Origin of the sequence: Gordonia heveisoli, from assembly GCF_030315745.1 — a bacterium.
Lineage (GTDB): Bacteria > Actinomycetota > Actinomycetes > Mycobacteriales > Mycobacteriaceae > Gordonia.
In genome coordinates, this window is the sequence record NZ_JASXSH010000029.1 from 13,899 (window position 1) to 36,981 (window position 23,083).

The window sequence follows — 23,083 nt, forward strand, 5'->3', positions numbered from 1 at the left end:
CGCGCCGGGGCCGGACGCGGGGTGGTCACCGGCGCCACTCCCGCTCACCTTCCCGCGGTGGCAGGCCCGGACATCGATAGGTACCTTGACCGTCGCCGAGTGAGCGCGTCGGGCCCGTGGTCGGCGCCGGAGCGGGCACACTGTGATCGTGTACAGCGGGCCAAGTGAGCGCAAGACCGACCGCACCCGGATGGCCGGGTTGCTGTTCGTCGTCCTCGTGATCGGATTGTGCGCGAACCAGTTCGCCCACCATGGCCCGCAGATGGTCGAACTTCTCGCCGTGCCGGTGACCGCCGTCCTTCTTGTCGTCATCGCGCGCGTTGCCGGTTTGTCCTGGCGCAGTATGGGTTTGAGTCGGGAGGAAGTTCGCGCGGGAGTGCCGTATGCCGTCGGTGCGGTCGTGGTCGTCGCCGTCGTGGTCACCGTGGCGGTGGCATTGCCGCCGACCCGCAACTTCTTTCTGTCCAGCCGCTACGACGATGCCGGTGAGGCGGTGCTGGCCGCCCTGATCTGGATCCCCCTGCAGACGGTCCTCCCCGAAGAACTGATCTTCCGTGGTGTCCTGCAGGGCACGCTTGGTGAGATTCTCCGACCGTGGCCGACGCTGATCTGCGGCGCCCTGCTCTTCGGGTGCTGGCATGTCGTCACCTCCCTCGGGCTCACCGCGGGCAATGCCGGACTTCGGGACATCCTGGGCGACGGCGTGTTCGGGCAGGTCGCCGGCGTGCTCGGAGCGGTGATCGCCACCGGGTTCGCCGGACTCGTCCTGGGCTGGTTGCGCTGGCGGACGACCAGCCTGCTCGCTCCGATCGCGTTGCACTGGTCGATGAATGCGATCGGCGCGGTCGGAGCCGCGGTGGCGTGGCAGATCGGCGCCGCGTAAACCGTCCGTCGGATCACGCGGTCCCGAAGATCCGGTCACCGGCATCGCCGAGTCCCGGCCGGATGAATCCATTCTCGTCGAGTTCTCGGTCGATCGCGGCGGTGTACACGGGAACGTCGGGGTGTGCGGCGTGGAGCACCGCAATACCCTCGGGCGCGGCGAGCAGGCTGACGAATCTGATCGACTTGGGACCGTACTCCTTGATGCGGTCGACGGCGGCGACCGCCGAATGTCCGGTCGCCAGTAGCGGATCGACGATGACGACGTCGCGTTCATCGAGTTCCCCCGGCATCTTGAAGTAGTACTCGATCACCACCATCGTCCGTGGATCCCGGTAGAGGCCGATGTGGCCGACACGGGCGCCGGGAACGACCGACAGCATGCCGTCCGCGATGCCGCTGCCCGCGCGCATGATCGCTGCGAACACCAGCTTCTTGCCGTCGATGACGCTGGCTGTCATGGTCTCCAGCGGTGTGTCGATGACGACCTCGTGCATCGGGATATCACGCAGGACCTCATAGGCCATCAGCGTCGAGATCTCGCTGAGCAGCCGCCGGAAGTCGCTGGTGGAGGTGTCTTTGCGTCTCATCAGGGTGAGTTTGTGCGCGACCAGCGGATGGTCGATGACGACGACGGTGCTCACGGGCGGACCTCCTGCTTCGACGTGCACGGACCCTCTGCTCGGAACTGGCGGCCGGGCATCAGAACACCGTCCCGTCGGCGAGGATCGTCAATGGTGGCAACCCATTGCGGAGTTGCTGTGCCAGTTCCCGGCCGGCCGCCCAGGTGCCGCCTTCGAGGACGCAGGCCAGCGGCAGTTGTGTAGCGGTGACGCCAAGGTGATCGCGGACCAGCTCGGCGAGTTCGTCGACCAGGGCGACGGTGAGGGCACGCCATTCGACGACCAGTTCGTCACCCGCCCGCCAGGTACGGGCGTGCCACGCGTCGTCACGCAACCGCAGCACACCGGTGTCGAGTAGAAGTCCGCCGTTGCGATACTCGGGCAGCGCGGTCAGCGAGTCGAGACCGTCGACCGTGATCCCCGACCATTCGAATGGTTCCAGCAGCGAGTACGTGAGCCACTGGGACAGTTTGTGAAAGGGCATCCAGCCGTTGGTGAGTCCGGCACCGGTGACGGCGGGGTGCGGCCAGCAGTCGCCGAGTCCGACGCCGTCGAGCCGGGTCGGCGACGGCCAGATCGAGGCGAAGCCGGCCAGGATCACATCGAGAATCTCGTGGGCGGTGATGGTGTCGGTACCCGCGCCGAGGTGATCGTAGATGCGGCCGGGCCGGGCATCCTCGCCGAACAGGTCCGGGCGCGCACGGAGTGCGGTTCCCAGGTTCCGCAGCAGGCCGAGGCGGCCGTCGAGGCCGACGAGTCGATTGCCGGGCCCGACGTCGAAGGCATGGGCGAGCCGCTCGTGGGTGAGCGCCGCCAATCCGTCGGCGTCGACGCGCCAACGGGGTTGCGGGGCACCGGAGAACAACCCGGCGCCACACGCGTGCCAGCTGGCCACACCAAGGCCCTCGGAGCGGGCGAAAGTCAAGCCGGTGTCCGGTTCGCGATAGCGCCATTCGGGGCCTGCGCCGGCGTCGAGGAGAACGCTGACGACGGCGACGTCGATCAAGGACCGGGTCCGCTCCGCCGGATCTGCTTGGGCCGGCGCTGATGTCAATTGGTCGAGGCGGTGGACACCGCCCGCCTCGAAGTGTCGCCACCGGCTGTGAAACGGAATCTCCAGACTCGGGTAGCGGCGCACGGTGGTCGTCGCGACCTGCTGCGCGGCAGTACCCATCGCATCATCGGCGACGGTGAACCAGGACGATTCCCCGGCGCGGGCGCGGGCCAGCAGCGACCGCGCGCGTGTCCGGATCGCGGCGGTCGTCCGCAGTTCGGCAACCGCGTCGGCGACGCCGGGCGGCGGGGTGGGCATCTCGATGCGCATCGGTCACAACCCCCTACCCTTGACGTTGCGGAGTTGGTCGGCGTCGGGCACCGGCCCCGGGGTGAAGTACCCGGCAGCCATCTTGGCGTCGATCTCCACCCGCGCATCGGCGGGCACCAGGTCGTCGGGAATGTTCACGCGCTCGCCGACCTCGATGCCGGACCCGGTGATGGCGTCGTATTTCATGTTGCTCATCGACACCAGGCGATGGATCTTTCGGATGCCGAACCAGTGCAAGATGTCGGGCATCAGCTCCTGGAAACGCATATCCTGCACGCCGGCAACACATTCGGTGCGGGCGAAGTACTGGTCGGCGGTATCGCCGCCGGCCTGGCGCTTACGCGCGTTGTAGACGAGGAACTTCGTAACCTCGCCCAGCGCGCGACCTTCCTTGCGGGAGTACGCGACCAGTCCGACGCCGCCGCGCTGGGTGCCCAGGATGCATTCTTCGATGGCGTGGGTGAGGTAGGGACGGCAGGTGCAGATGTCGGAGCCGAACACGTCGGATCCATTGCATTCGTCGTGGACGCGGGCGGTCAGTTCGACGGTTGGATCGGCGAGATCGCGGGCGTCGCCGAAGATGTAGACGGTCTGACCGCCGATGGGCGGTAGGAAGACACTGAGGTCGGCGCGGGTGACGAGTTCGGGATACATGCCACCGGTCTCCTCGAACAGCACCCGGCGCAATTCGGCTTCGCTACAACCGAATCGGTCTGCGACACCGGGTAGGTACCAGACCGGTTCGACGGCGGCCTTGGTGACCAGAGCCGCCCCGCTGTCCAGCAAGATCTCGCCGTCGGGGACGAGCCTGCCCTTCGCGATGGCGTCGGCGATCTCGGGCAGGATCACATGGGCCTTGGTGATGGCGATCGTCGGGCGGATGTCGATACCCGCGGCGATCTCGTCGGGGAAGGCGTCGGCGACCGCTGCACCCCACGGATCGAGGCTCACGATGGCCATCGGGTCCGCCCACTGCGGGTAGGGGCCGATGGCGTCGGTCGGGGAGGTGTTTGTCAGATCGGCGCGATGCTCACGGGAGAGTGCCCCGGCGGCGACGGCCAAGGCCCGGTAGACCGAGTATGAACCGCTGTGGGTGCCGATGACGTTGCGGTGGGCCCGGGTCGAGGTGGTCCCGATCACCGGTCCGCGTGCGGCGGCGGTCGGTGCTCCCCAGGTAATGGTGGGGGCGTGCAGGCCGCCGCTGTGTGAAGTCAGACGGATGTGACCGAGATTGGGCACTCCCGGTGTGCGCGGGTCGGATTCGCGGGCCATGGCAGCGCTCCTTCCGTCATCGGGTGACCGCGGAGCGCCGGTACGGCGATCGTCGGGTTCCCGGGGAGAACGTCAGCCTAGCCACTACCCGTCGATCTCGCCGGTCTTGCGCATACGTTCAGGTCAGGCGGGTGCAACGCACTCGGGGTGCCCCGCCGTTGTGGCGGGACACCCCGAGTGGTGGAGCTGGAGACGATCAGGCCAGATCGAAGCGATCCAGGGTCGTCACCTTGGTCCAGGCGGCGACGAAGTCCTCGACGAAGGACTCCTTGGAATCGTCTTCGGCGTAGGCCTCGGCCAGCGCGCGCAGCTCAGAGTTCGAACCGAACGCCAGGTCGGCACGAGTACCGGTCCACTTCTGCTCGCCGGTGGCACGGTCGGTACCGACATACGTGCCGTCGTCGGCCGGCGACGGCGCCCAGGCGGTGCCCATATCCAGCAGGTTGACGAAGAAGTCGTTCGTCAGCTGTCCGGGGTTCGCGGTCAGGACACCGTGCGACGATCCGCCGACGTTGGTGTCGAGGACGCGGAGTCCGCCGACGAGGACGGTCATCTCCGGTGCCGACAGCGTGAGCAGGTTCGCCTTGTCGACGAGATTGAACTCGGCGGGCAGGGTGGCGGCCTTGGACGCGTAGTTGCGGAACCCGTCGTAGACCGGCTCGAGGTGAGCGAAGGACTCGACGTCGATGTCGTCCTGGGCCGAGTCGGTACGACCCGGGGTGAACGGCACGGTCACGGTCGTGCCCGCGTCGGCGGCCGCCTTCTCGATGGCGGCGGCACCGCCGAGGATCACCAGGTCGGCGAAGGACACCTTGGCGCCCGCCTCACCGGTGAACGAGTCGACGATCTCCTCCAGCTTGGCGATGACACCGGCAAGCTCTTCGGGCTCGTTGACGTCCCAGCCGACCTGCGGCTGCAACCGCAGACGCCCGCCGTTCGCACCGCCGCGGTAATCGCTGCCGCGGAAGGTCGACGCAGCCTTCCAGGCCGTCGAAACCAGCTGCGACACAGTCAGGCCCGAGTCGAGAAGCTGAGTCTTGAGTGTTGCGATGTCGGCGTCGGAGATGACCGGACCCTGCTGGGCGGGGACGTTGTCCTGCCACACATAGGTTTCCGAGGGTGCCAGCGGGCCCTGATAGCGGGTGGCCGGTCCGAGATCGCGGTGCAGCAGCTTGAACCATGCCTTGGCGAATTCCTCGGCCAGTTCCTCGGGATGGTCGAGCCACCGTCGGGTGATCTTCTCGAAGCCCGGGTCCAGACGCATGGTGAGGTCGGTGGTCAGCATGCCCGGATGGGTCTTGCCCGAGCCGAAGGCGTCAGGCACCGAGTTGGCCCAGCCGCCATCCTTCGGACGCCACTGCTTGGCGCCGGCCGGGCTGGTGAACAGCTCCCACTCGTTGCCGTAGAGGATCTCCAGGAAGCTGTTGTCCCACTTGGTCGGCGTGTGCGTCCAGGTGACCTCGATACCGCTGGTGATGGCGTCCGGACCGACACCGCTGCCCTGCGGGTTGACCCAGCCCAGCCCCATGTTCTCGATGGCGGCGGCTTCGGGCTCAGGCCCGACCAGGTCGGCGTCGCCGTTGCCGTGCGTCTTGCCGAAGGTGTGCCCACCGATGATCAGCGCGGCGGTCTCGACGTCGTTCATCGCCATGCGGCCGAAGGTCTCACGGATGTCGGCGGCGGCGGCCAGCGGATCGCCGTTGGCCTCCGGGCCCTCCGGGTTGACGTAGATCAGACCCATGTGGGTCGCGGCCAGGGGACCGGCCAGTTCGCGAGCGTTGGCGAAGCGCAGATTGTCGCCCAGCCACACCGACTCGGCGCCCCAGTAGACCTCTTCGGGCTCCCACTCGTCGGGGCGACCGAAGGCGAAGCCCTTGGTCTTGAGTCCCATGTCCTCGATGGCCACGTTGCCCGCGAGGACCAGCAGGTCTGCCCACGACAGAGCCTTGCCGTACTTCTTCTTGACCGGCCACAGCAGGCGGCGGGCCTTGTCCAGGCTCGCGTTGTCCGGCCAGCTGTTGAGCGGAGCGAAGCGCTGCATACCGGTGCCGGCGCCGCCGCGACCGTCCTCGACGCGGTAGGTACCCGCGGCGTGCCAGGACATACGGATGAAGAACGGTCCGTAGTGACCGAAGTCGGCGGGCCACCACGACTGCGAGTCGCGCATGACGGTCTTGAGATCGGCGACGAGGGCCTCGACGTCGAGCGACTTGAGGGCTTCCTGATAGTCGAAGTCCGACTCACGCGGGCTGATGACGTCTGGATTGTGTGCCAGGACCCGCAGGTTCAGGCGATCGGGCCACCACTGCTGGTTGCCGCCGCCCTGGGCGGGGGCCTTGATCCGCATCGGGCAACCGCCCTCGCCGGCCTCCGTTTGGGCTTCGCCAATCGGGGGATGTTCGGGCGTGGCGCTAGCGTCAGCCATGACTTTCCTTTCGGGAGAGGGTTTTTCGGGCTGTACTCGCCGACGGTGTCGGCAAGTGGTCAGTGGGTGCACAGTCGGGGCAGTAGCCCCAGTAGACGACTTCGGCCTCGTCGAGGATGAAGCCGTGGTCATTGGAGGCGGTCAGGCAGGGGGCCTCACCGACCGCGCAGTCGACATCGCCGATGGCGCCGCATTTGCGGCAGACGACGTGATGGTGGTTGTCGTCGATCCTGGCCTCGTACCGGGCCAGGTGTCCGGCCGGCTGGATGCGGCGGATCAGCCGCGCGGTCGTCAGCGCGTTGAGGACGTCGTAGATGGCCTGGAGCGATACATCGGGGAGTTCTGCGCGCGTCGCGGCGCAGATCGTTTCCGTGTCGGCGTGCGGATGGGCGTGGACGGCCTGCATCACGGCGACACGGGGTCGGGTGACTCGCAGGCTGGCCGCGCGTAGCTGCTCCACGCACTCGGTATCGGACGGCATGGGGACCATTATGCACACTTTTCTGGAGTCATTCAGTTTTTTGCGAAATCTTTTCGATGAAGTGCCACGGGCGTAACGACTACGATCGCCCACGAGTCGACAATCGAGCCGGGTGAGGTGGGCGCTGTGGACCCAGGCGAGTTCATCGATGAACTCTACGGCCTTGATGCTGCGCAATTCGTTTCGCGCAGAGGTGAATTGGTGAAGTCTGAGCGTGCTGCCGGTAACCGGGAGATGGCCGCCGAGATCGGCCGGTTGCGGCGACCGACACAGTCGGCATGGGCGATCAACCAATGGGTGCGGTCTGATCGTGACGGCGTCGAGGAACTGCTGGGGCTCGGTGCGGCGCTGGTCGCCGCGCAGCGTCGTGGTGCCGTCGACGCACTGCGGGAGCTGTCGGGCAGGCGTCAGGAGGCGGTGACCCGGGCCGCTGCCGCCGTCGTCGCGCTCGCCGCCGGTCGCGGCGTCCGATTGTCGGAGTCGGCAGGCCGAGAGGTGGTGTCCTCGTTGCGCGCGGCCATCGCCGACGAAGGCGTGGCGGAGGTGATCCGACGCGGCCGGTTGGTCGCGGCCGCCGAATACAGCGGCTTCGGACCGGCCGGGGTGTTCGTGGTGCCCGACCTGACGGAGACTGCGGACACGGAGGTCGGAGAGGTCGGTGCGGAGACGGCCGACGAGTCTGACGTCGACCTGCGTACCGGTGCAGACGCCGAGGTGTCGGCGGCCGACGCGGCACAGGATGCCGCTCATCGGCGACTGAATGATGCGGCCGCAGCACTCGAGGATGCGAGCGCGACGGTCGCCGCGCTGGATGATCGGTTGACCGGGTTGCGTGCCGAACTCAGCCGACTGGAGGGTGAGATGCGCTTTGCCCGTCGCGCCCTGAACGCCGCGCAGGAAGAACACCAGGAGGCGAAAGCCGACCATCGGGACTGCGTGCTGCGCTCGGCCGAGGCGCACCGTGTGCGGGCGGAGTTCGATCGCTGAGGGGCGTTCCCTCGTTCGTCGCCTCCCACGATCGCGCAGTGCCGACGATGACCGCGTAGTGTCCCGTCGGTGCAAGCTATCCGGCGGTCCGAGTTACTCCTGGCGACGGTGCTGGCCGGACTGGCCGGGTTCGTCGACGCTGTCGGATTCGTCCATCTGGGTGGCTACTTCCTGTCGTTCATGAGCGGCAATACGACCCGCTTCGCCGCCGAGGCCGCGCACACGGATTGGGTTGCCGTCGGCAAGGCGGGCGGGATCATCGGCTGCTTCTTCGTCGGCGTGATGATCGGTGCGGTGGTGGCGCGGGCTGAGCACGCACGTCCGCTGCTGTTGAGTGCGATCAGTACGTCCCTGCTGTGCGCAGCCCTGGTGGGTTCGGTCGGCGCAGGGACCGCGGCAATGCTGATCTTGGCCGTCACGATGGGTGCGATGAACTCGGTCTTCCAGCGCAACGGCGAGGTCTCGGTCGGCCTGACCTATATGACCGGGACGCTGGTCAAGGCGGGCCAGCGACTGGTCGACGCGCTATGTGGGGGACCTCGCTGGCTGTGGCTTCGCTACCTGAGCCTGTGGCTGAGCCTTGCCGTCGGTGCGGTGCTGGGCGCACTGACCTATCGGTGGCTTGAGCTGGCCGCGATCTGGGTGGCATTCGGTCTGGCGGTTGCTGTCACTGTCGTCGTGGAAATCGTTCGGCGACGACGGCTTTCCCGCGCTGCGCGGCAATGAGACTTCCGGGTTCGGCCGCGATCAGCGCACTGGCCGTGAATCGTCGCGATGGAGAACGAAGAAGTAGGGGTCGTCGGATCCCTTGAGATCCATCGCCCCCATGACCGTGTCGTCGGAGATCTTTCGGAAGACGTCGTTGATCGGGAGTTGGTCGTAGGACATGGTCGCCGAGTCGACGCCGCGATAGCGGGTGGTTCGTAGCCGCGCCTTCGACGACCGTGCCCGCGTGATCAGACGAGTGGCGCCGACGGCACGGATATAGGAGTGGTTCTTCAACTGCGGCACCAGATTTGCCGCACTGACGCCGCGGAATGCCAGCGCCGGATTCATCGGCCACAGCGACGTTCCGTCCGGTGACGGGAACAGTAGGGGGTGGACGGTTTCGGCGTCGACGAATTGCTTGCCCCACCAGCCGCTCGCCGCGAGGAGGCCGTCGATCGGATGACCGGTCGGCACCTCCGCGCCGTGCCAGGTGCCGATCATGAACTCCGGCGCGACGGCCTCCCCGGCGTCGTAGACGGCGAGCGCCTGCGCGGTGGTGGTCGGCACGGAGGGGAGGAGATCGGCGAGCTGCATGGTCGTGATCGTACGTGACGTGGAATACACCAGGCCCCGCGGTGGGTTGCAGGTGAACATGGCAGACAACAGCTTCGATCCTCGAGACCTCCTCGCCACGACCAGGATCGGTGTCCTGGCCACCATTCGTGGCAACGGATTACCGCAACTCTCCCCGGTCACACAGTTCTACGATCGGGCCCACGACGAGATTCTCGTGTCGATGACCGAGGGACGTGCCAAGACCGCGAACCTGCGGCGCGAGCCGCGCGCGGCGCTGGAGGTGACCGGTCCGGACGGGTACTCGTGGGCGACGGCCGAGGGCACGGTGAGCCTGGCCGGCCCCGGCACCGATCCCCATGGCCCGGAGGTCGATGCGCTGGTCGACTACTACCGCAGGGCGGCGGGCGAGCATCCCGACTGGGAGGAGTATCGCTCGGTGATGGTCGCCGACCGTCGGGTGCTGATGACCTTGCGGGTCACGCACGTATACGGCGCCAAGCTTCGCTGACCAGCGGTCCGCCACCAGCGAGGGCGTTGCTGGTCCGAGTGCTGCCGGTCAGAGCAGGGCAAGCATGACGCCTACGCCGATGAAGAGGCTCCCGAAGACGCGGTTCAGGTTGCGCTGCCGACGTTCGTTGCGGGTGGTGCGGTCCAAGCCGCGCGCCACCAGGGCGAAGAAGAGCCACATCACCGCGATGTCGACGACGACGATGGTCGCTCCGATGATCAGGTACTGCGTGCTCAATGTCGCGTCGGCCCGGACGAATCCGGGGATGAGGGCGAGGAGGAAGACGATCGCCTTCGGGTTGAGCAGATTGACCCAGATGCCGCGCCCGAACATCGACCACCAGGGTTCGGCGGCGAGCGCCAGCGTCGTGTCGTCGGAGGTGTCGGCGGGACGGCGAAACAGCCGAACACCCAGATAGAGCAGGTATGCGGCGCCCGCATAGCGGATGACGGCGAAGGCCGCCGGCGACTGGGAGATCACCACACCCAGCCCGGCCGCGACGATCGCCAGCTGGATGAGCAGTGCGGCCTGCTGGCCGAGGATGCCCCAGATGGACCGGACGAACCCGACGTTGATCGAATTCGTCATGGTGTTGATGGCGCCTGCGCCCGGAGTGAAGCTGAGCACCAGGCACGTCGAGAGCAGTGCTGCCCAGGTCGAGATCAGCACCGCAGACGATCCGGGGGTGTCAGCCCTGTGCTGCGAGGATGCGGATCTCGAAGATCAGCGTGTCCCCGCGCTCGATGCCGGCGCTCGGGTTGCCCTCGGCGTACCCGTCGGCACTGGTCATCGCGACCGCGACGGTCGAGCCGACCTTCTGTCCGGCAATGGCCTTGCTGAAGCCGGGGATGACGCCGTTGAGCGGGAAGTCGATGGGCTGCCCGGTCTGATAGCTGCTGTCGAATTCTTTGCCCGTGCGTCCATTGACGCCTTCGTAGCAGACCAGGACGGTGGCGGTCTCGGCAACGACCGGGCCGGAGCCTTCGGCCAGGGTGTGCACCGTGGTCTGCCCGATGGCGAACGGAGCGGTGACCTCGATCTTCGGTGCGGTCTTGGCGGTGGACCCGGTGACCTGGACCTTGCCCGAGGTGCCGTCGAGGGTCCACTTCGGGCCGCTGCCGTCCGATGCCTCGGTGGGGCACGACGAGGTATCCGGGGTCTCGGTGCCAGTCGTCTGGGTGCCTGTCGCCTCGGTGGCGACGGTGGTCTCGTCGGTTGGGGACGCACTGCTGTCGTCGGAATCGGATCCGCAGGCGGCGAGGCCTGCCATCATGACTACGGCGATCGGGACCAGCGCTGCGCGACGAAGCATCATGACGCCAAACGCTACCGAATCAATGTCGGACTGTTGAACACGGACCGAAACTGTCCGTAATTGGCGAGACGGTGGTGGGGCCGACACTCCCGTCGGTCGAGCGATGACCCGAGAGGATCAGGAAAATGACTCGCGAACTACAGGTCACCTTCGACTGCGCCGACCCGGGCGCCTTGTCGGCGTTCTGGGCAGAAGTGCTCGGCTACCGGTTGCAGGATCCGCCCGGCGACTTCGCGACCTGGGAGGACGCCCTGAAGGCTTTCGGTGTACCGCCGGAGCAATGGAACTCCGCGTCGGCGATCGTCGACCCGGACGGTCGTGGGCCGCGGGTGTTCTTTCAACGTGTCCCGGAGGGTAAGACGGCGAAGAACCGTGTGCACCTCGATGTCCGGGCCGCACCCGGTCTCGAGGGCGCGGACCGCATGGCGGCGCTCGAGGCCGAGGCGACGCGGTTGGTCGGGCTCGGTGCGGCACGGGTGGAGCGTTTCGAACCCCGACCACCGATGGAGGCGGGCCACATCGTCCTGGCCGATCCAGAGGGCAACGAGTTCTGCCTCGACTGAGCCCGACAGGGCGTCAGCCCGCGGGCTGCGGGTGGGCCACCCGCAGCCCGGGAAATGACGAGGACGCCGCTGCGCGTGTGGCCGGCCGGATCAGTCGGCGGCCATCGGTCACGATCAGCGACACCGAGGATGGCAGGGTCCGGGCCAATCGGCGTGCGAGGGGGCCCGGCCGATCTCCAGTCATGCCGACGAGCACTGCGGTGGCCTCGGTGTCGGTGGCCAGGCGCCTCAGCACTCGTAGTGGATTGCCCACGCGGGCAATCGAATCGACCTGGCCGTGATAGCCCGCGGGCATCGCCTCACGACCCCGCCGAAGTAGTTCGTCGGTGATGGCTCGATCGGACAGCAGGTAGGCGTCATCGTGGAGCGCGGTGGCAAGGGCAGCCCTGCCCGTGACGCTCGACCATGGGGAGCCGGCCCTCGGTGGTCCGGTCCTGGTCCCCGGCGGACGGGGTGTGCTGGTCGCGGTCGCCAGGATGACTCCACCGCCGGCTTCGGCCAGATGCGGAATGGCATTCAGGATGCGTCGGGACGTGTCTGTGTCGTCGAAGCCGACGATCAGTCGCCCGGTGGGGATGTCGGCGGTGATCGGGCCGGCGGTCGCTGGTTCGTCTCCGAACGGATTGCGGAGGAACATCTCTCTCACCTCGTCGTTTGGGTGGGTGGCGGGTGCGTTGATCTGACCTCTTCGACGCTATTGCCGGACGTGCGGGCGATCTTCGGACGAGGGATTGATCCGTGATCCACCCGGGGGTGGAGGTGTGGTTCCGCGCAAGGGTGGATGATTGCCGTCGGATCCGACCTATCCTGGTATAGGTGAGCGGGTTGGACGCGAAACTGTTGCGGCGCATCGAGATGGTGGGTGGTGGCTATCCGCCGCTGTATCCGGTGGTGATGTTCATCTCGCTGGTTGCGGTCACCGTGATCGCAGTGGTTCAGCGATTGCCGCTGGAGCCGCCGTTCTGGGCACTGCTCGGTGCGACGGTCGGGGCGGTCTCGCTCGTGGTGGATCTCGTCACGTTGAGCTCCATCCCGTGTGCGGTGTTCGCCATGCTGGCCACCGCGCTCTTCCTCGGAGATCCGGTCCCGATCGATTTCGCTCCGATGCTGCTCGTGCTGAACGCGGCGATCGCTTCGGCGATGGAGTCGCTTCGACTGGGACTGGCCCTGTCCGGGGTCTCGGTGGCGTTGGTGGTCGTCGCCGGTCAGCTCGACCATCTCGACGCATGGCCCGCGTATGTGCTGGCGATCTCGATCGGCTGGCTGGTCGGTTACATGGTGCTGAGCCAGAAGCGCTTGGCGGAGAACGAAGTCGGTGCGCAGCGGGCGCGCGCGGACCGGGCTGCAGGTGATGAGCGGCGTCGCATCGCCCGCGAGGTACACGACGTGATCGCCCACTCGCTGTCGATCACCGTACTCAATGTGACCGGAGCGCGCCGCGCACTGGAAGAGGGCGCGACCGACGAGGCGATGGAGGCGCTCGCGGACGCCGAGAGGCTCGGGCGGCAGGCGATGACTGAGATCCGCTACATAGTCAAGGTGCTGGGATCCGACGACGAATCGGCCGCGCCGACACCGGACGCCGCCGACATCGACAAACTCGTGGCCGAGTATCGGAAGGCAGGCATCGACGTCTCACTGGACGTCACCGGCGATCCGGACACCATTCCCGGCGCCATCGGATCCGCGCTCTACCGGATCACGCAGGAATCGCTCGCGAATGTGGTCAAACACGCGGGCTGGCCGTCGGCCAGCGTCGAACTCATCGCCGGGTCGGATATCGTTCTGCGCGTGGAGAATCCATGTGACGGGAAAATGCGCATCAAGGACGGGGGATCGGGGATCGGGGGAATGAAGCAGCGTGCTCAACTGCTCGGTGGCTTCGTGGACACCGTTGTCACCTCCGACACCTGGGTGGTGACCGCGGTGTTCCCGGCCGAACATGCGACCACGAAGGCGGTTGGCTGATGTCACTGCATGTGGTGACGGACGCCGCGCCGACCCGGGTTCTTCTCGTCGACGACCAGGAACTCGTGCGCACCGGCCTCCGTCGCATCCTGCGGGTGAAGGACGGCTTCGAGATCGTCGGTGAATGCGGGGACGGCGGTGAGGTCGTCGAGGCCGTGACGGTGACGCGTCCGGATGTCGTGTTGATGGATCTGCGGATGCGCCGAGTGGACGGCATCGTCGCGACCGCCGCGGTTCGCAAGATGTCGGCGCCGCCACCGGTATTGGTGCTGACCACCTTCGATGACGATCAGTTGCTGTCGGCGGCATTGCGTGCGGGTGCGGCCGGGTTCATTCTCAAGGATTCGCCGGCGGAGACCCTGATCTGGGCGGTTCGGGCGGTGGTCCGTGACGGCGCATACCTGGATCCGGCGGTGACCGGGCGTGTCCTACAGGGTTTTCGGCGTGCCGCACCGGCGACGATGCCGGCCGCGAACCACAAGCTGACCGAGCGCGAGATCGATGTCCTGCGCGCGATGGCGCGGGGCCGGACGAACGGCGAGATCGCCGCGGAGTTGCATATTTCCGAGGTCACGGTGAAGAGCCACGTCAACCACATCTTCACGAAACTGGATCTGCGCGATCGGGCGGCCGCGATCATCTGGGCATTCGACCACGGGCTCGTGCAACCCACGGCGGGTGGGCGCTGACGTTCTGGTCGTGGTCATGGGTTGGCTCCGGCCGATCAGCCGGGTCGGGGGTTCGGGCGGATCGGTCCGGAGCCAACCACTACATCGGCACGGCGTTCGGCGGCGTTACACACGCAACCGAGGATTCTCTTCGGTCCGCCTCAGGCGCGGATCGTGAGCGATTGGGCGAGTGTCCCGAACGGGCCGGTGGCGTCGTGCAGGACGCTGGCGGTCACCCCGATGCCCTGCGGTCCGAAGGACACCGTGGTGTCGAAGCCGACCCCATCGCCGTCGGGGTGGCGGAACAGGTGTGCGGTCAGGTCGATGTTCGGGAAGTTGGCGTCCTGCGGGTGCACGCGGACGGCCATTCCGTTGGCGATGTCGAACAGGCCGGCGGCTCGGGCCAGTGGGCTGATCTCCTCGTCGTCGAGGATGGCCTCGTCGGTACGCACCCAGAATCGCGCGCGGCCGGGCTGCTCGTGGTCGCGATGGACTTGTACCGATGCGATGAATCCGCCGGGCCACATCGTCGTCGCATCCCAGCCGGGCATGGTTTCGGGAGCGGGTAGCGGCGCCCATCCGCTTCCTGCTCCGACCGGGGTGTCGGTGGCTTGGATGAACCAGGCGCGCAGCCGAACTCCGGCACGACCGGCATGGCTCAACGTCGCTTCGACGAGTTCGATGGTGCGTCCGGGCCGGACGACAGCGACCTCGATGTCGAAGACATCCATCGGGAGGGTCCCAAGGATGTCGAAGGACAGTCGGCCGAGCAGCAGCGTGTCGTCCGGGCGACGGTCGTGGAAGTCGCTTTCCACCACGTGAGCAAGCAACCCGAGTGCCGGGGCGATGTGCTGGGTGTTGATGTCCCATGCGCCGCTGACATGCTCGGTCGGCAGGAACGACCTGCCGTCGACGCGCTTGAAGTAGGCCATGGTGGTCTCCTGATCGGAAAGGTGAGACGACGATACGAATGGCAGGGCGAAAATTCAACCTATCGGTCGAGGATTGCGAATCGGCGCTGGTAGCGTCGATATGGGGACGGCGTCGATCGTGTCGTATGGTGGTGTCGATCGTCGACGAGGCGTATCGCGGTCGGCGTAGGAAGTGGTGATCAGTGACCGATACGGACAACGCCGCCGGCATCTCGGGCGCGCGTCTCGTCACGTCGAGCCGGGTGTCACGCCGCCGCGACCGCCGAAAAGCCGAGATCGTTCTCACCGCCACCGGCCTGCTCGCCGAGCACGGTTACCAGGGCATGAGTCTGGAGGATGTCGCCGAACGCACCGACATCGCGAAGGCGACGCTCTATCACTACTTCGTCTCGAAGGATGCACTGGTCGCAGCCGTGCTGGAAGCGTTGACCGTAGCGATCAACACCCGGCTGGAAGCACGTCTCGACCAGGTTCGCGAACAGCCCTACACCGAGCAACTGACGGCCCTGATCGGCGAGCAGGTGCGGATCCTCACGGTCGAGTCACCCGAGGTCGCCATGGTCTTTTCGTGGCCGAGGCGGTGGCCGGAGGGTTTCGACGAGATCATCAAGGGGAGTCGTCGTCGGCACGACGCCATCTTCCGCGAGGTGGTCGTCGCCGGGCTGGCCGCAGGGGAGTTCGATTGTCCGGACGCCGATGTCGCGCTGCAGTGCCTGCACGGTGTGCTCAACCAGTCGTCGCTGTGGCTGCGGCCCAACCTGTCCGAGCAACGATCGGAAGAGCTTCGGGAACTGGTGGTCACCACCGCGTTGCGCCTCTTCGCGCGCACCGCCGGGCCGGAGCGGATATGACGTCGTCGGTGCAGGAGGTGCTCGCCGAACTCGCCGCGCTTCGAGATCCCAAGGCGCGTGCCATCAATCAACGCCACGGCGACGATCACGAGGTGAACCTCAGCAAGCTGCGGGCGGTCGCCAAAGGGCTGAAGAAGCAGCCGGAGCTGGCGCCGGCGCTGTGGGACACCGACGACACCGCCGCGCGGCTGGTGGCGATCCTGATCTGTAAACCGAAGTCGTTCACGGCCGATCAGCTCGACGCGATGCTGCGGGCCGGTCGCGTTCCGAAGGTGTACGACTGGCTCATCTCCTACGTGGTCAAGAAGCATCCGCAGGTCGAGGAACTCCGCCTCCGCTGGCTCGCCGACACCGATCCGGTCGTTGCGGCCGCCGGGTGGGCGCTGACCGCCGATCTCGTCACCAAAGACGGCGACCAGCTCGACCACGACCAGCTCCTCGATGTCATCGCCGCGGAGATGGCGGACGCACCGGAGCGGCTGCAGTGGGCGATGAACACCTGCCTGGGGCAGATCGGCATCCACGACCCGACCCGCCGCGCGCGGGTGTTGGCGATCGGGGAGCGGCTCGCTGTCTTCCGGGACTACCCGACATCACCCGGCTGCACCTCGCCGTACGTGCCGATCTGGGTCGGGGAGATGGTGCGTCGCGCGCAATCCTGATCGGCGGTGCGACGGCCGGGTCAGGCGGGAGCCAGCCAGGACATGGCCGCCACGACGAGCGCTTCGGTCCCGACGGCGAGGGTCGGTGTGATGACCGGAGCAAATGCGGGCGAATGGTTCACCGGGATGTCGACGGCAACGCGGTTCTCCTCAACCGCTCGTTGATAGACCGCCGGGTCGATACCGCCGATACCCCAATACGTGTAGGGCACGCCGAGGGCGTTCGGGATCTCGCTGAAGTCCTCGCTCGCCGACTGGGCGGGCAGCTCCCGCACCGCCGCACCGAAATGCGCGGTGAGGGCGGTGGCGACCCGCGCGGTCACATCGGAATCGTTGGTGGTCAGCGGAAAGTGGTCGAAGAGTTCGAATTCGGGTGGGCGCGGGGAATCCGAGGCCATGCATTCGGCGGTGACGATCCGGCGCACGGCGTCGAGGATGGTCTGTCGGGTCTGCTCGCTGTACGTGCGAATGTTCAACTGTAGGACCGCATGATCGGCAATCACGTTGCTCTTGGTGCCCGCGGTGATGCTCCCGATGGTCAGCACCGCGGACTCGGCGGGGGCGACCTCGCGCGCGACGATGGTCTGTAATCGCACGACGATCATCGCGGCCAGGACGACCGGGTCGACCGCCGACTGCGGCATGGATCCGTGCGCACCACGACCGTAGACGGTGATTCGTATGCTGTCGGCCGACGCCAGCGTGGCGCCCGCACGGGTCGCGATCAGTCCGGCAGGTGCGGGAAGCACGTGCTGGGCCAACGCCACGTCGACTTGGGGCAATTTCCCGGCGAGACCGTCGTCGACCATGGCGCGCGCACCGTCGGAGGTTTCCTCGGCAGGCTGAAACAGTGCGATGACGGTCCCGTGCCAGTGCGGGCGTCCCTCGGCGAAGATCTGCGCGGCGCCCAGTAGGCAGGAAACGTGGACGTCGTGCCCGCAGGCGTGCATGACCGGAACGTCGTGACCGTCGGCGTCGACCGCCCGAACAGTGCTCGCGTAGTCGAGTCCAGTGGCCTCGGCGACCGGCAGAGCGTCCATGTCGGCGCGCAAGAGCACACCAGGCCCGGGGCCGTTGCGCAGGAGTCCGACGACACCTGTGCCGCCGACCTGCTCATGCACGTCGAAGCCCCATCCACGAAGGCGATCGGCGACTACTCGGGCGGTGTCGGACTCCTGATGTGACAACTCGGGATGGGCGTGGAGGGCGCGATAGAGATCGGCCTGCCATTCTGCGACGTTGGGCATCGTGCTGAGGATCCGGGCAGTTGGGTCAGCGGTCATGCTCTCCACCATGCCGGTCCCGGCGCTCGTTCGGAAGCCTATGCCGCCGAAGTCCGGTATATCTCGTGTCATGTCGACGCATTCGACGCTGCTGCTGGTCCTCGACCTCGTCGGCACGTTCGCCTTCGCACTCAACGGCGCGATGACGGCCGTCCGGTTCGTGCGTCTCGACATCGTGGGCGTGGTGACCCTGGGTATGTTCACCGCGCTCGGCGGCGGGATGATCCGCGACATCCTGCTCGACGCGCTGCCGCCGGCGACCTTCCTGGATTGGCGCTATCTTGCGGTGGCATTGGCCGGCGGCCTACTGGCCTTTGTCCTGAGCCGCGGCCTGGAAAAGTTGAGCATGCCGATCATCGTGCTCGACGCCGTCGGACTGAGCGTCTTCGCCGTGCTCGGCACTTTCAAGGCCTTGGATCTGAATTTTGGTGTGGTGCAAGCAATCATGGTCGGCACGATCAGCGCGGTCGGAGGTGGCACCATTCGTGACGTGATGATCCAGCAAGTACCGACCGTGCTCCGCAGCGAGTTGTACGCAATCCCGGCACTGATCGCTGCGGGCTGTGCCGCCGCGACCTACAGCTTCGGTCATCACGGCACCGTCGCGGCGTTGAGTGCGGCATCGCTGTGTTTCGTCGTCAGGATGGTCGGGGTCCGCTTCGACCTGCACGCACCCCGACCGTGGGGGAGTGACCGATCGGGGTAGTGCGCCTATTCATCGGAGCTTGCCTGAGGTGGGCGCCTGCTCGGCTCGCCGGGCCAGGTCGGCCCGTGCTCGACTGAGCGTCGCGAAGAACGGGTGCTCCCGGTTGCCTGCCAGATTGAGGGGCAGATCCAGGTTCTCGATGAGGTTGTCCTCGAGGATCCACGGCTCGGCGTTCTCGACCCAGGATACGAACGCGTGCTCCGACATCCAGTCGCTGAGAATCGACTCGCCCTGATGGAAGTGGCGCTTCTTACCCGAAGCGGTGCGCTGCAATTCGATCCCCAACTCGGTGGCGAGCAGGCAGCCGAGGGTGAGGCGTAGCGTCGATCCCGCCGCGTTCCCGCGATAGTGATTCTTGATCCGGGTGCGAATTGTCTGCTTGCTCGGCGCGGTCCCATTGGCGGGCGGCCTGCTCGGACTGATGCCGGCATACAGAAGCGTCAGACCGTCGCGCTTCTCGCAGTTGGAGGTGTCGATCGCGCCGGATGGCAAGGCGTCGAACCACCACCCGTAGACACCGCGTGCCGCCGGGATCGGGCATGGCCGCGACAGCACCTCGTCGCGGGTGTGCAGCGTCGCACCGAGGTACTCGGCCAGGGAATCTGTCAACGGGTCATTCTTCCGTCGATCCACTCCGGCGACCCCGATTCTGGCAGCTCCCGGCTGTCAGATGTCCTCCAGCGGTGTCCGGCGGTCACAACTGCGCGGTGAGGCGGATGATCGGCAGTTCGCGGTCGGTCTTCTCCTGGTACTTGGCGAAGTTGGGCTTGCTGCTGATCTGGCGCCACGCGTCGGCACGATCGTCGCCACTCAGCTGTTCGGCGTGCACCGGGATCGACTTGCCGCCGACGTCGATCTGGACCTTGTCCGGATTGGCCTTGATGTTGAAGTACCACGCCGGATTCGACGCCGCGCCGGCCGCCGAGGCGATAATCAGCCAGCTGCCGTCGGTGCCGGGAAACCAGTTGACCGGGTTGACCCGCTTCTGTCCTGTCTTGCGGCCGATCGTCGTCAGGACCAGGGCGTCGGTGCCGGCGAAACTGCCTTTGCGGCGAACGAGGGGGGTCGCGATGGCGTTCACCAGCCGCATCATCGTGCCGGGTTGTCGCGCACCGCGGGTTCCCTTGGTGGTGTCGAAGCCCATGTGTTCGTACCTCCTGTCGATGTGGGCCGGGCGGATGAATCCCGGCTCCTCCCATCATCCAGGTCTCAGCAGGCCGCAGCCAGGCCACGGCCGCTGAGCGGGCGACGTTGATCCGACATCGTGGTCGTGCCGGGGGTGCATCGGTGATTCGATATGTGTCAATATTGATGTATGTCGAAACAGGCGGGATCTGTTGCCCGCGCCCAACAGGGGATGACGCCGACGAATGCGGCGCGATTCGCGCCCGCACTCAAGGCGCTTGCGGATCCCGTGCGGCTGCAATTGCTGTCGGAAGTCGCGGCGCGCCCGGGCGGAGAGGCGTGCGTCTGCGACATCTCGGCGCCGTTCACGTTGTCTCAGCCGACGATCTCGCATCACCTCAAGGTGCTGCGAGAGGCCGGTCTGGTGACGAGTGAGCGCCGGGGTACCTGGGTGTACTACCGCGCCGACAATGAGCTGCTCGCCCAATTGTCGGAGCTGTTGGCCGAGCTGGCCGCAGTGGTGGGGGAGCCGAACGACTGCGCGGACGGCCGATGAACGTCGGGAATGCAGCCGTCGCGGGAAGACTATCGGTGCTCGATCGGTTCCTGCCCGTCTGGATCGGCGTTGCCATGGTGGTCGGACTGCTACTGGGCCGCGGGGTGCCCGGTCTGGGGGAAGACCTGGCGAAGGTTGAGATCGACGGGATTTCGTTGCCGATCGCCATCGGTCTTCTGGTGATGATGTATCCGGTGCTGGCGAAGGTGCGGTACGACCGCCTGGAGGCGGTGACCGGAAACCGTCGGCTGTTGATCAGTTCGCTGGTGTTGAATTGGGTTGTCGGACCGGCGTTGATGTTCACCTTGGCATGGCTGTTGCTGCCGGATCTGCCCGAGTACCGGACGGGCCTCATCATCGTCGGTCTGGCTCGCTGTATCGCAATGGTCATCATCTGGAACGACTTGGCATGCGGCGATCGTGAAGCGGCGGCGGTGCTGGTCGCCGTGAACTCGGTGTTCCAGGTGGTCATGTTCGGTGTGCTGGGCTGGTTCTATCTGTCGGTCTTGCCGGGCTGGCTGGGGCTGGCGCAGACCACTATCGATACGTCCGCGTGGCAGATCGCCAAGTCCGTCCTCATCTTTCTCGGCGTACCGCTCGTCGCGGGCTACCTGACCCGCCAGGTGGGCGAGCGGGCCAAAGGTCGTGACTGGTACGAAACGACCTTTCTGCCCCGGCTGGGTCCATGGGCGCTCTACGGTCTGTTGTTCACCATCGTGATCCTGTTTGCGCTGCAAGGTGATCAGATCACCTCGCGGCCATGGGAAGTCGTGCGTATCGCGATCCCGCTACTCGTCTACTTCGCGGTCATGTGGGGCGGTGGTGTACTGCTCGGTGCCGCGCTCGGGCTGGGCTACCAGCGGACGACGACCTTGGCGTTCACCGCGGCAGGCAACAACTTCGAACTCGCCATCGCCGTCGCCATCGCCACGTTCGGCGCGGCCTCCGGTCAGGCGCTGGCCGGCGTCATCGGACCGCTGATCGAGGTTCCGGTACTCGTCGGCCTGGTGTATGTGTCGTTGGCTCTGCGTCGTCGATTCACCACCACCACAACCACTCCGAAGGAACCGGTACGCGATGCCTGAGTCAACCAGGGTCCTCTTCGTCTGCGTGAGCAATCGCGGCAAATCCGTGATGGCCGAATATTTGACCTCGGCGATCACCGACCGGATCACCGCGTCGTCGGCCGGCGCCAGCGCCAAGATCGGTGGACAGGTCAACGAGTTGTCGGCGCAGGTACTCGCCGAGGTGGGTGCCCCGGTCATCGACCACCGCCCGCGTCAACTGACCGACGAACTGATGCAAGCCGCCGACCTGATGGTCGTGGTCGGCCCGGCGGAGGTCACCGCACCGCTCGGCACCGACGTCGAGGTATGGAGCACCGGCGAGCCCTCCGACCGCGGAATCGACGGGATCGAGCGGATGCGGCTGATCCGCGACGACATCGCCGACCGCATCCGCTCGCTCGTGCAGCGACTGGGTTGACGGTTCGCCGACCGGAGGGGTGGTGACACGCCCAGCCACCACCCGCTGACCGAAAGTGGGGGACGAATGTTCTTCCCCCACTTGTGTGTTCTTCGCCCAGTTGCATCCCGACGACGAACGCCAAAGTGGGGGAAGAACGACCTCCCCAATGGATCAGCAGCAGGCCGACGCCGCGGGGTCGTCGGCGTTGCTGCCGCCACAACAGACCGCGCTGGTCTCGGTATTGCTGTCCTTCAGGAGATTCGGACTTTGACCGAAGGACTCGGAGTCGGAGAGCACGGTGTAGACCTCCCACTTCTCCTTCGCGGGACCGGTCACCCACACCTTGTCCTGGGTGGCGAAGCAACACGTCGTGTTGATCTCCTCCTGGGTGAACAGGCCGGCGTCGGACAAGCGGGCGATCTCGGCGTGGACTTGAGCACTTGATTCGACCTCGACGCCCAAGTGATTGATCGTTCCGCCCTGGCCGGGGTTCTCCATGAGCACCAGCTTCAGAGGCGGCTCGACGATCACGAAGTTCGCATATCCGGGCTTGAGTTTGGCCGGCGCGGTGTGGAAGAGCGTGGAATAGAACTCGATTGCTGTATCGAGGTTGTCGACGTTGAGTGCCAGCTGGATTCGGGACATGACCAACCACCTTTACCTGTGAGATATATGTCGAATTACCGGGCCACTTGCAGAATGCCACCTTTTCGACATATGTCAAGTGCCAGGGTTATGATGAGGCATGCCGAAGTCTCTACCCGTACTGGATATCAGTGCGCCCATCTGTTGTGAGCCGGTGTCGGCCGCGCCGCTCGGAGATGCTGCTGCGTTGGAGATTGCGCTGCGGCTCAAAGCATTGGCGGACCCCGCGCGGATCAAACTGGTGTCGATCCTGCTCACCGACGAGTCTGGCGAGGGGGTCTGTACGTGCGATCTGGCCACGGCGGTCGGATTGTCCGAGGCGACCACAAGTCACCACCTGGGGCAGCTCCGAAAGGCTGGAATGGTGGTGCCGGAGAGGCGGGGCATGAATGTCTACTACCGGGCGCGCGCGGAATCGCTGCAGGCGCTGTGCGACGTACTGGGATCGAGCACCGGCTGCTGCTGAAGTCGCGCCGGTTTGACGACGGGCGATGTCGGGCCGGTCGGGCGACTATGGTCATCGGGATGGAAGCCATCGCTTCGAAGGCGCGTGATC

At 66.4% G+C, this 23,083-nt stretch carries 28 protein-coding genes; 14 read left to right on the top strand and 14 right to left on the bottom strand.

Going from position 1 to position 23,083, the window contains the following annotated elements; genetic code table 11:
• Positions 1–148: 148 nt before the first annotated feature.
• Positions 149–883, top strand: a complete 735-nt coding sequence (locus QSJ18_RS18880; protein WP_286328186.1) for a CPBP family intramembrane glutamic endopeptidase — start codon at positions 149–151, stop codon at positions 881–883.
• 13 nt (positions 884–896) lie between these two features.
• Here the strand turns inward: QSJ18_RS18880 and upp are convergent, their stop codons facing one another.
• From upp to QSJ18_RS18905, 5 genes are all read right to left on the bottom strand, one after another.
• The gene (upp, locus tag QSJ18_RS18885) at positions 897–1,526 is read right to left on the bottom strand and encodes a uracil phosphoribosyltransferase (protein WP_286328187.1); all 630 of its coding nucleotides are present in this window, start codon (positions 1,524–1,526) and stop codon (positions 897–899) included.
• A 58-nt stretch (positions 1,527–1,584) separates the two neighbouring features.
• Entirely contained in the window at positions 1,585–2,829 is a 1,245-nt protein-coding gene (locus QSJ18_RS18890) for a URC4/urg3 family protein (RefSeq protein ID WP_286328188.1), read from the bottom strand.
• A gap of 3 nt (positions 2,830–2,832) precedes the next feature.
• A complete protein-coding gene (locus tag QSJ18_RS18895) occupies positions 2,833–4,101 on the bottom strand; it encodes a GTP cyclohydrolase II (RefSeq protein ID WP_286328189.1) in 1,269 nt (422 codons plus the stop codon).
• A gap of 196 nt (positions 4,102–4,297) precedes the next feature.
• On the bottom strand, positions 4,298–6,526 hold the full coding sequence (katG, locus tag QSJ18_RS18900) for a catalase/peroxidase HPI (RefSeq protein ID WP_286328190.1): 2,229 nt from the start codon (positions 6,524–6,526) through the stop codon (positions 4,298–4,300).
• A complete protein-coding gene (locus QSJ18_RS18905; protein ID WP_286328191.1) occupies positions 6,519–7,007 on the bottom strand; it encodes a Fur family transcriptional regulator in 489 nt (162 codons plus the stop codon). The genes katG and QSJ18_RS18905 overlap by 8 nt, the downstream gene beginning before the upstream one ends.
• Before the next feature lie 201 nt (positions 7,008–7,208).
• Here QSJ18_RS18905 and QSJ18_RS18910 point away from each other — a divergent pair, with 201 nt between their 5' ends.
• The gene (locus tag QSJ18_RS18910) at positions 7,209–7,994 is read left to right on the top strand and encodes a hypothetical protein (RefSeq protein WP_286328192.1); all 786 of its coding nucleotides are present in this window, start codon (positions 7,209–7,211) and stop codon (positions 7,992–7,994) included.
• 69 nt (positions 7,995–8,063) lie between these two features.
• A complete protein-coding gene (locus QSJ18_RS18915) occupies positions 8,064–8,720 on the top strand; it encodes a YoaK family protein (RefSeq protein ID WP_286328193.1) in 657 nt (218 codons plus the stop codon).
• 21 nt (positions 8,721–8,741) lie between these two features.
• On the opposite strand, the gene QSJ18_RS18920 is transcribed toward QSJ18_RS18915, so the two are convergent.
• Entirely contained in the window at positions 8,742–9,296 is a 555-nt protein-coding gene (locus QSJ18_RS18920; protein WP_286328194.1) for a DUF4334 domain-containing protein, read from the bottom strand.
• Positions 9,297–9,354: 58 nt separating this feature from the next.
• On the opposite strand from QSJ18_RS18920, the gene QSJ18_RS18925 reads away from it, so the two are divergent.
• The gene (locus QSJ18_RS18925) at positions 9,355–9,786 is read left to right on the top strand and encodes a PPOX class F420-dependent oxidoreductase (protein ID WP_286328195.1); all 432 of its coding nucleotides are present in this window, start codon (positions 9,355–9,357) and stop codon (positions 9,784–9,786) included.
• A 48-nt stretch (positions 9,787–9,834) separates the two neighbouring features.
• On the opposite strand, the gene QSJ18_RS18930 is transcribed toward QSJ18_RS18925, so the two are convergent.
• Complete coding sequence (locus QSJ18_RS18930; protein ID WP_286328196.1) at positions 9,835–10,455, bottom strand: LysE family transporter; 621 nt, start codon at positions 10,453–10,455, stop codon at positions 9,835–9,837.
• A 19-nt stretch (positions 10,456–10,474) separates the two neighbouring features.
• A complete protein-coding gene (locus QSJ18_RS18935) occupies positions 10,475–11,098 on the bottom strand; it encodes an FKBP-type peptidyl-prolyl cis-trans isomerase (RefSeq protein WP_462476119.1) in 624 nt (207 codons plus the stop codon).
• A gap of 128 nt (positions 11,099–11,226) precedes the next feature.
• On the opposite strand from QSJ18_RS18935, the gene QSJ18_RS18940 reads away from it, so the two are divergent.
• Positions 11,227–11,664: a VOC family protein gene (locus tag QSJ18_RS18940; protein ID WP_286328198.1), complete on the top strand. Its 438-nt coding sequence runs from the start codon at positions 11,227–11,229 to the stop codon at positions 11,662–11,664.
• Between the two features lie 13 nt (positions 11,665–11,677).
• On the opposite strand, the gene QSJ18_RS18945 is transcribed toward QSJ18_RS18940, so the two are convergent.
• Entirely contained in the window at positions 11,678–12,301 is a 624-nt protein-coding gene (locus QSJ18_RS18945) for a universal stress protein (RefSeq protein WP_286328199.1), read from the bottom strand.
• 179 nt (positions 12,302–12,480) lie between these two features.
• Between QSJ18_RS18945 and QSJ18_RS18950 the strand changes: the two genes are divergently transcribed.
• Together QSJ18_RS18950 and QSJ18_RS18955 are read left to right on the top strand one after the other, a co-directional pair.
• Positions 12,481–13,632, top strand: a complete 1,152-nt coding sequence (locus QSJ18_RS18950) for a sensor histidine kinase (RefSeq protein WP_286328200.1) — start codon at positions 12,481–12,483, stop codon at positions 13,630–13,632.
• Positions 13,632–14,321, top strand: a complete 690-nt coding sequence (locus QSJ18_RS18955) for a response regulator (RefSeq protein WP_286328201.1) — start codon at positions 13,632–13,634, stop codon at positions 14,319–14,321. The genes QSJ18_RS18950 and QSJ18_RS18955 overlap by 1 nt, the downstream gene beginning before the upstream one ends.
• Positions 14,322–14,461: 140 nt before the next feature.
• Here the strand turns inward: QSJ18_RS18955 and QSJ18_RS18960 are convergent, their stop codons facing one another.
• A complete protein-coding gene (locus QSJ18_RS18960) occupies positions 14,462–15,232 on the bottom strand; it encodes a thioesterase family protein (RefSeq protein ID WP_286328202.1) in 771 nt (256 codons plus the stop codon).
• Positions 15,233–15,414: 182 nt separating this feature from the next.
• On the opposite strand from QSJ18_RS18960, the gene QSJ18_RS18965 reads away from it, so the two are divergent.
• On the top strand, positions 15,415–16,083 hold the full coding sequence (locus tag QSJ18_RS18965; protein ID WP_286328203.1) for a TetR/AcrR family transcriptional regulator: 669 nt from the start codon (positions 15,415–15,417) through the stop codon (positions 16,081–16,083).
• Positions 16,080–16,745, top strand: a complete 666-nt coding sequence (locus QSJ18_RS18970) for a DNA alkylation repair protein (protein WP_286328204.1) — start codon at positions 16,080–16,082, stop codon at positions 16,743–16,745. Before QSJ18_RS18965 ends, QSJ18_RS18970 begins: the two co-directional genes overlap by 4 nt.
• Before the next feature lie 20 nt (positions 16,746–16,765).
• Here QSJ18_RS18970 and QSJ18_RS18975 read toward each other — a convergent pair whose 3' ends face one another.
• On the bottom strand, positions 16,766–18,028 hold the full coding sequence (locus QSJ18_RS18975; RefSeq protein WP_286328205.1) for an amidohydrolase: 1,263 nt from the start codon (positions 18,026–18,028) through the stop codon (positions 16,766–16,768).
• 70 nt (positions 18,029–18,098) lie between these two features.
• Between QSJ18_RS18975 and QSJ18_RS18980 the strand changes: the two genes are divergently transcribed.
• On the top strand, positions 18,099–18,734 hold the full coding sequence (locus tag QSJ18_RS18980; protein ID WP_286328206.1) for a trimeric intracellular cation channel family protein: 636 nt from the start codon (positions 18,099–18,101) through the stop codon (positions 18,732–18,734).
• 9 nt (positions 18,735–18,743) lie between these two features.
• On the opposite strand, the gene QSJ18_RS18985 is transcribed toward QSJ18_RS18980, so the two are convergent.
• Entirely contained in the window at positions 18,744–19,343 is a 600-nt protein-coding gene (locus tag QSJ18_RS18985) for a GIY-YIG nuclease family protein (RefSeq protein ID WP_286328207.1), read from the bottom strand.
• Positions 19,344–19,428: 85 nt separating this feature from the next.
• Complete coding sequence (locus QSJ18_RS18990) at positions 19,429–19,878, bottom strand: nitroreductase/quinone reductase family protein (RefSeq protein WP_286328208.1); 450 nt, start codon at positions 19,876–19,878, stop codon at positions 19,429–19,431.
• Positions 19,879–20,091: 213 nt separating this feature from the next.
• Between QSJ18_RS18990 and QSJ18_RS18995 the strand changes: the two genes are divergently transcribed.
• Genes QSJ18_RS18995 through QSJ18_RS19005 form a run of 3 tightly spaced genes read left to right on the top strand, consistent with a single transcriptional unit; the run spans position 20,092 to position 21,900 of the window.
• Positions 20,092–20,415 carry an ArsR/SmtB family transcription factor gene (locus tag QSJ18_RS18995; RefSeq protein ID WP_286328216.1) on the top strand — a complete coding sequence of 108 codons (324 nt, stop codon included), beginning with the start codon at positions 20,092–20,094 and terminating at the stop codon, positions 20,413–20,415.
• Complete coding sequence (gene arsB / locus QSJ18_RS19000) at positions 20,412–21,500, top strand: ACR3 family arsenite efflux transporter (RefSeq protein WP_286328209.1); 1,089 nt, start codon at positions 20,412–20,414, stop codon at positions 21,498–21,500. Before QSJ18_RS18995 ends, arsB begins: the two co-directional genes overlap by 4 nt.
• Positions 21,493–21,900, top strand: a complete 408-nt coding sequence (locus QSJ18_RS19005) for an arsenate-mycothiol transferase ArsC (protein ID WP_286328210.1) — start codon at positions 21,493–21,495, stop codon at positions 21,898–21,900. Before arsB ends, QSJ18_RS19005 begins: the two co-directional genes overlap by 8 nt.
• Positions 21,901–22,053: 153 nt before the next feature.
• Here the strand turns inward: QSJ18_RS19005 and QSJ18_RS19010 are convergent, their stop codons facing one another.
• Positions 22,054–22,527, bottom strand: coding sequence for an ArsI/CadI family heavy metal resistance metalloenzyme (locus QSJ18_RS19010; protein WP_286328211.1), 474 nt, complete (start codon positions 22,525–22,527; stop codon positions 22,054–22,056).
• A gap of 100 nt (positions 22,528–22,627) precedes the next feature.
• Between QSJ18_RS19010 and QSJ18_RS19015 the strand changes: the two genes are divergently transcribed.
• A complete protein-coding gene (locus QSJ18_RS19015; protein ID WP_286328212.1) occupies positions 22,628–22,993 on the top strand; it encodes an Rv2640c family ArsR-like transcriptional regulator in 366 nt (121 codons plus the stop codon).
• The last annotated feature ends 90 nt before the right edge of the window (positions 22,994–23,083 follow it).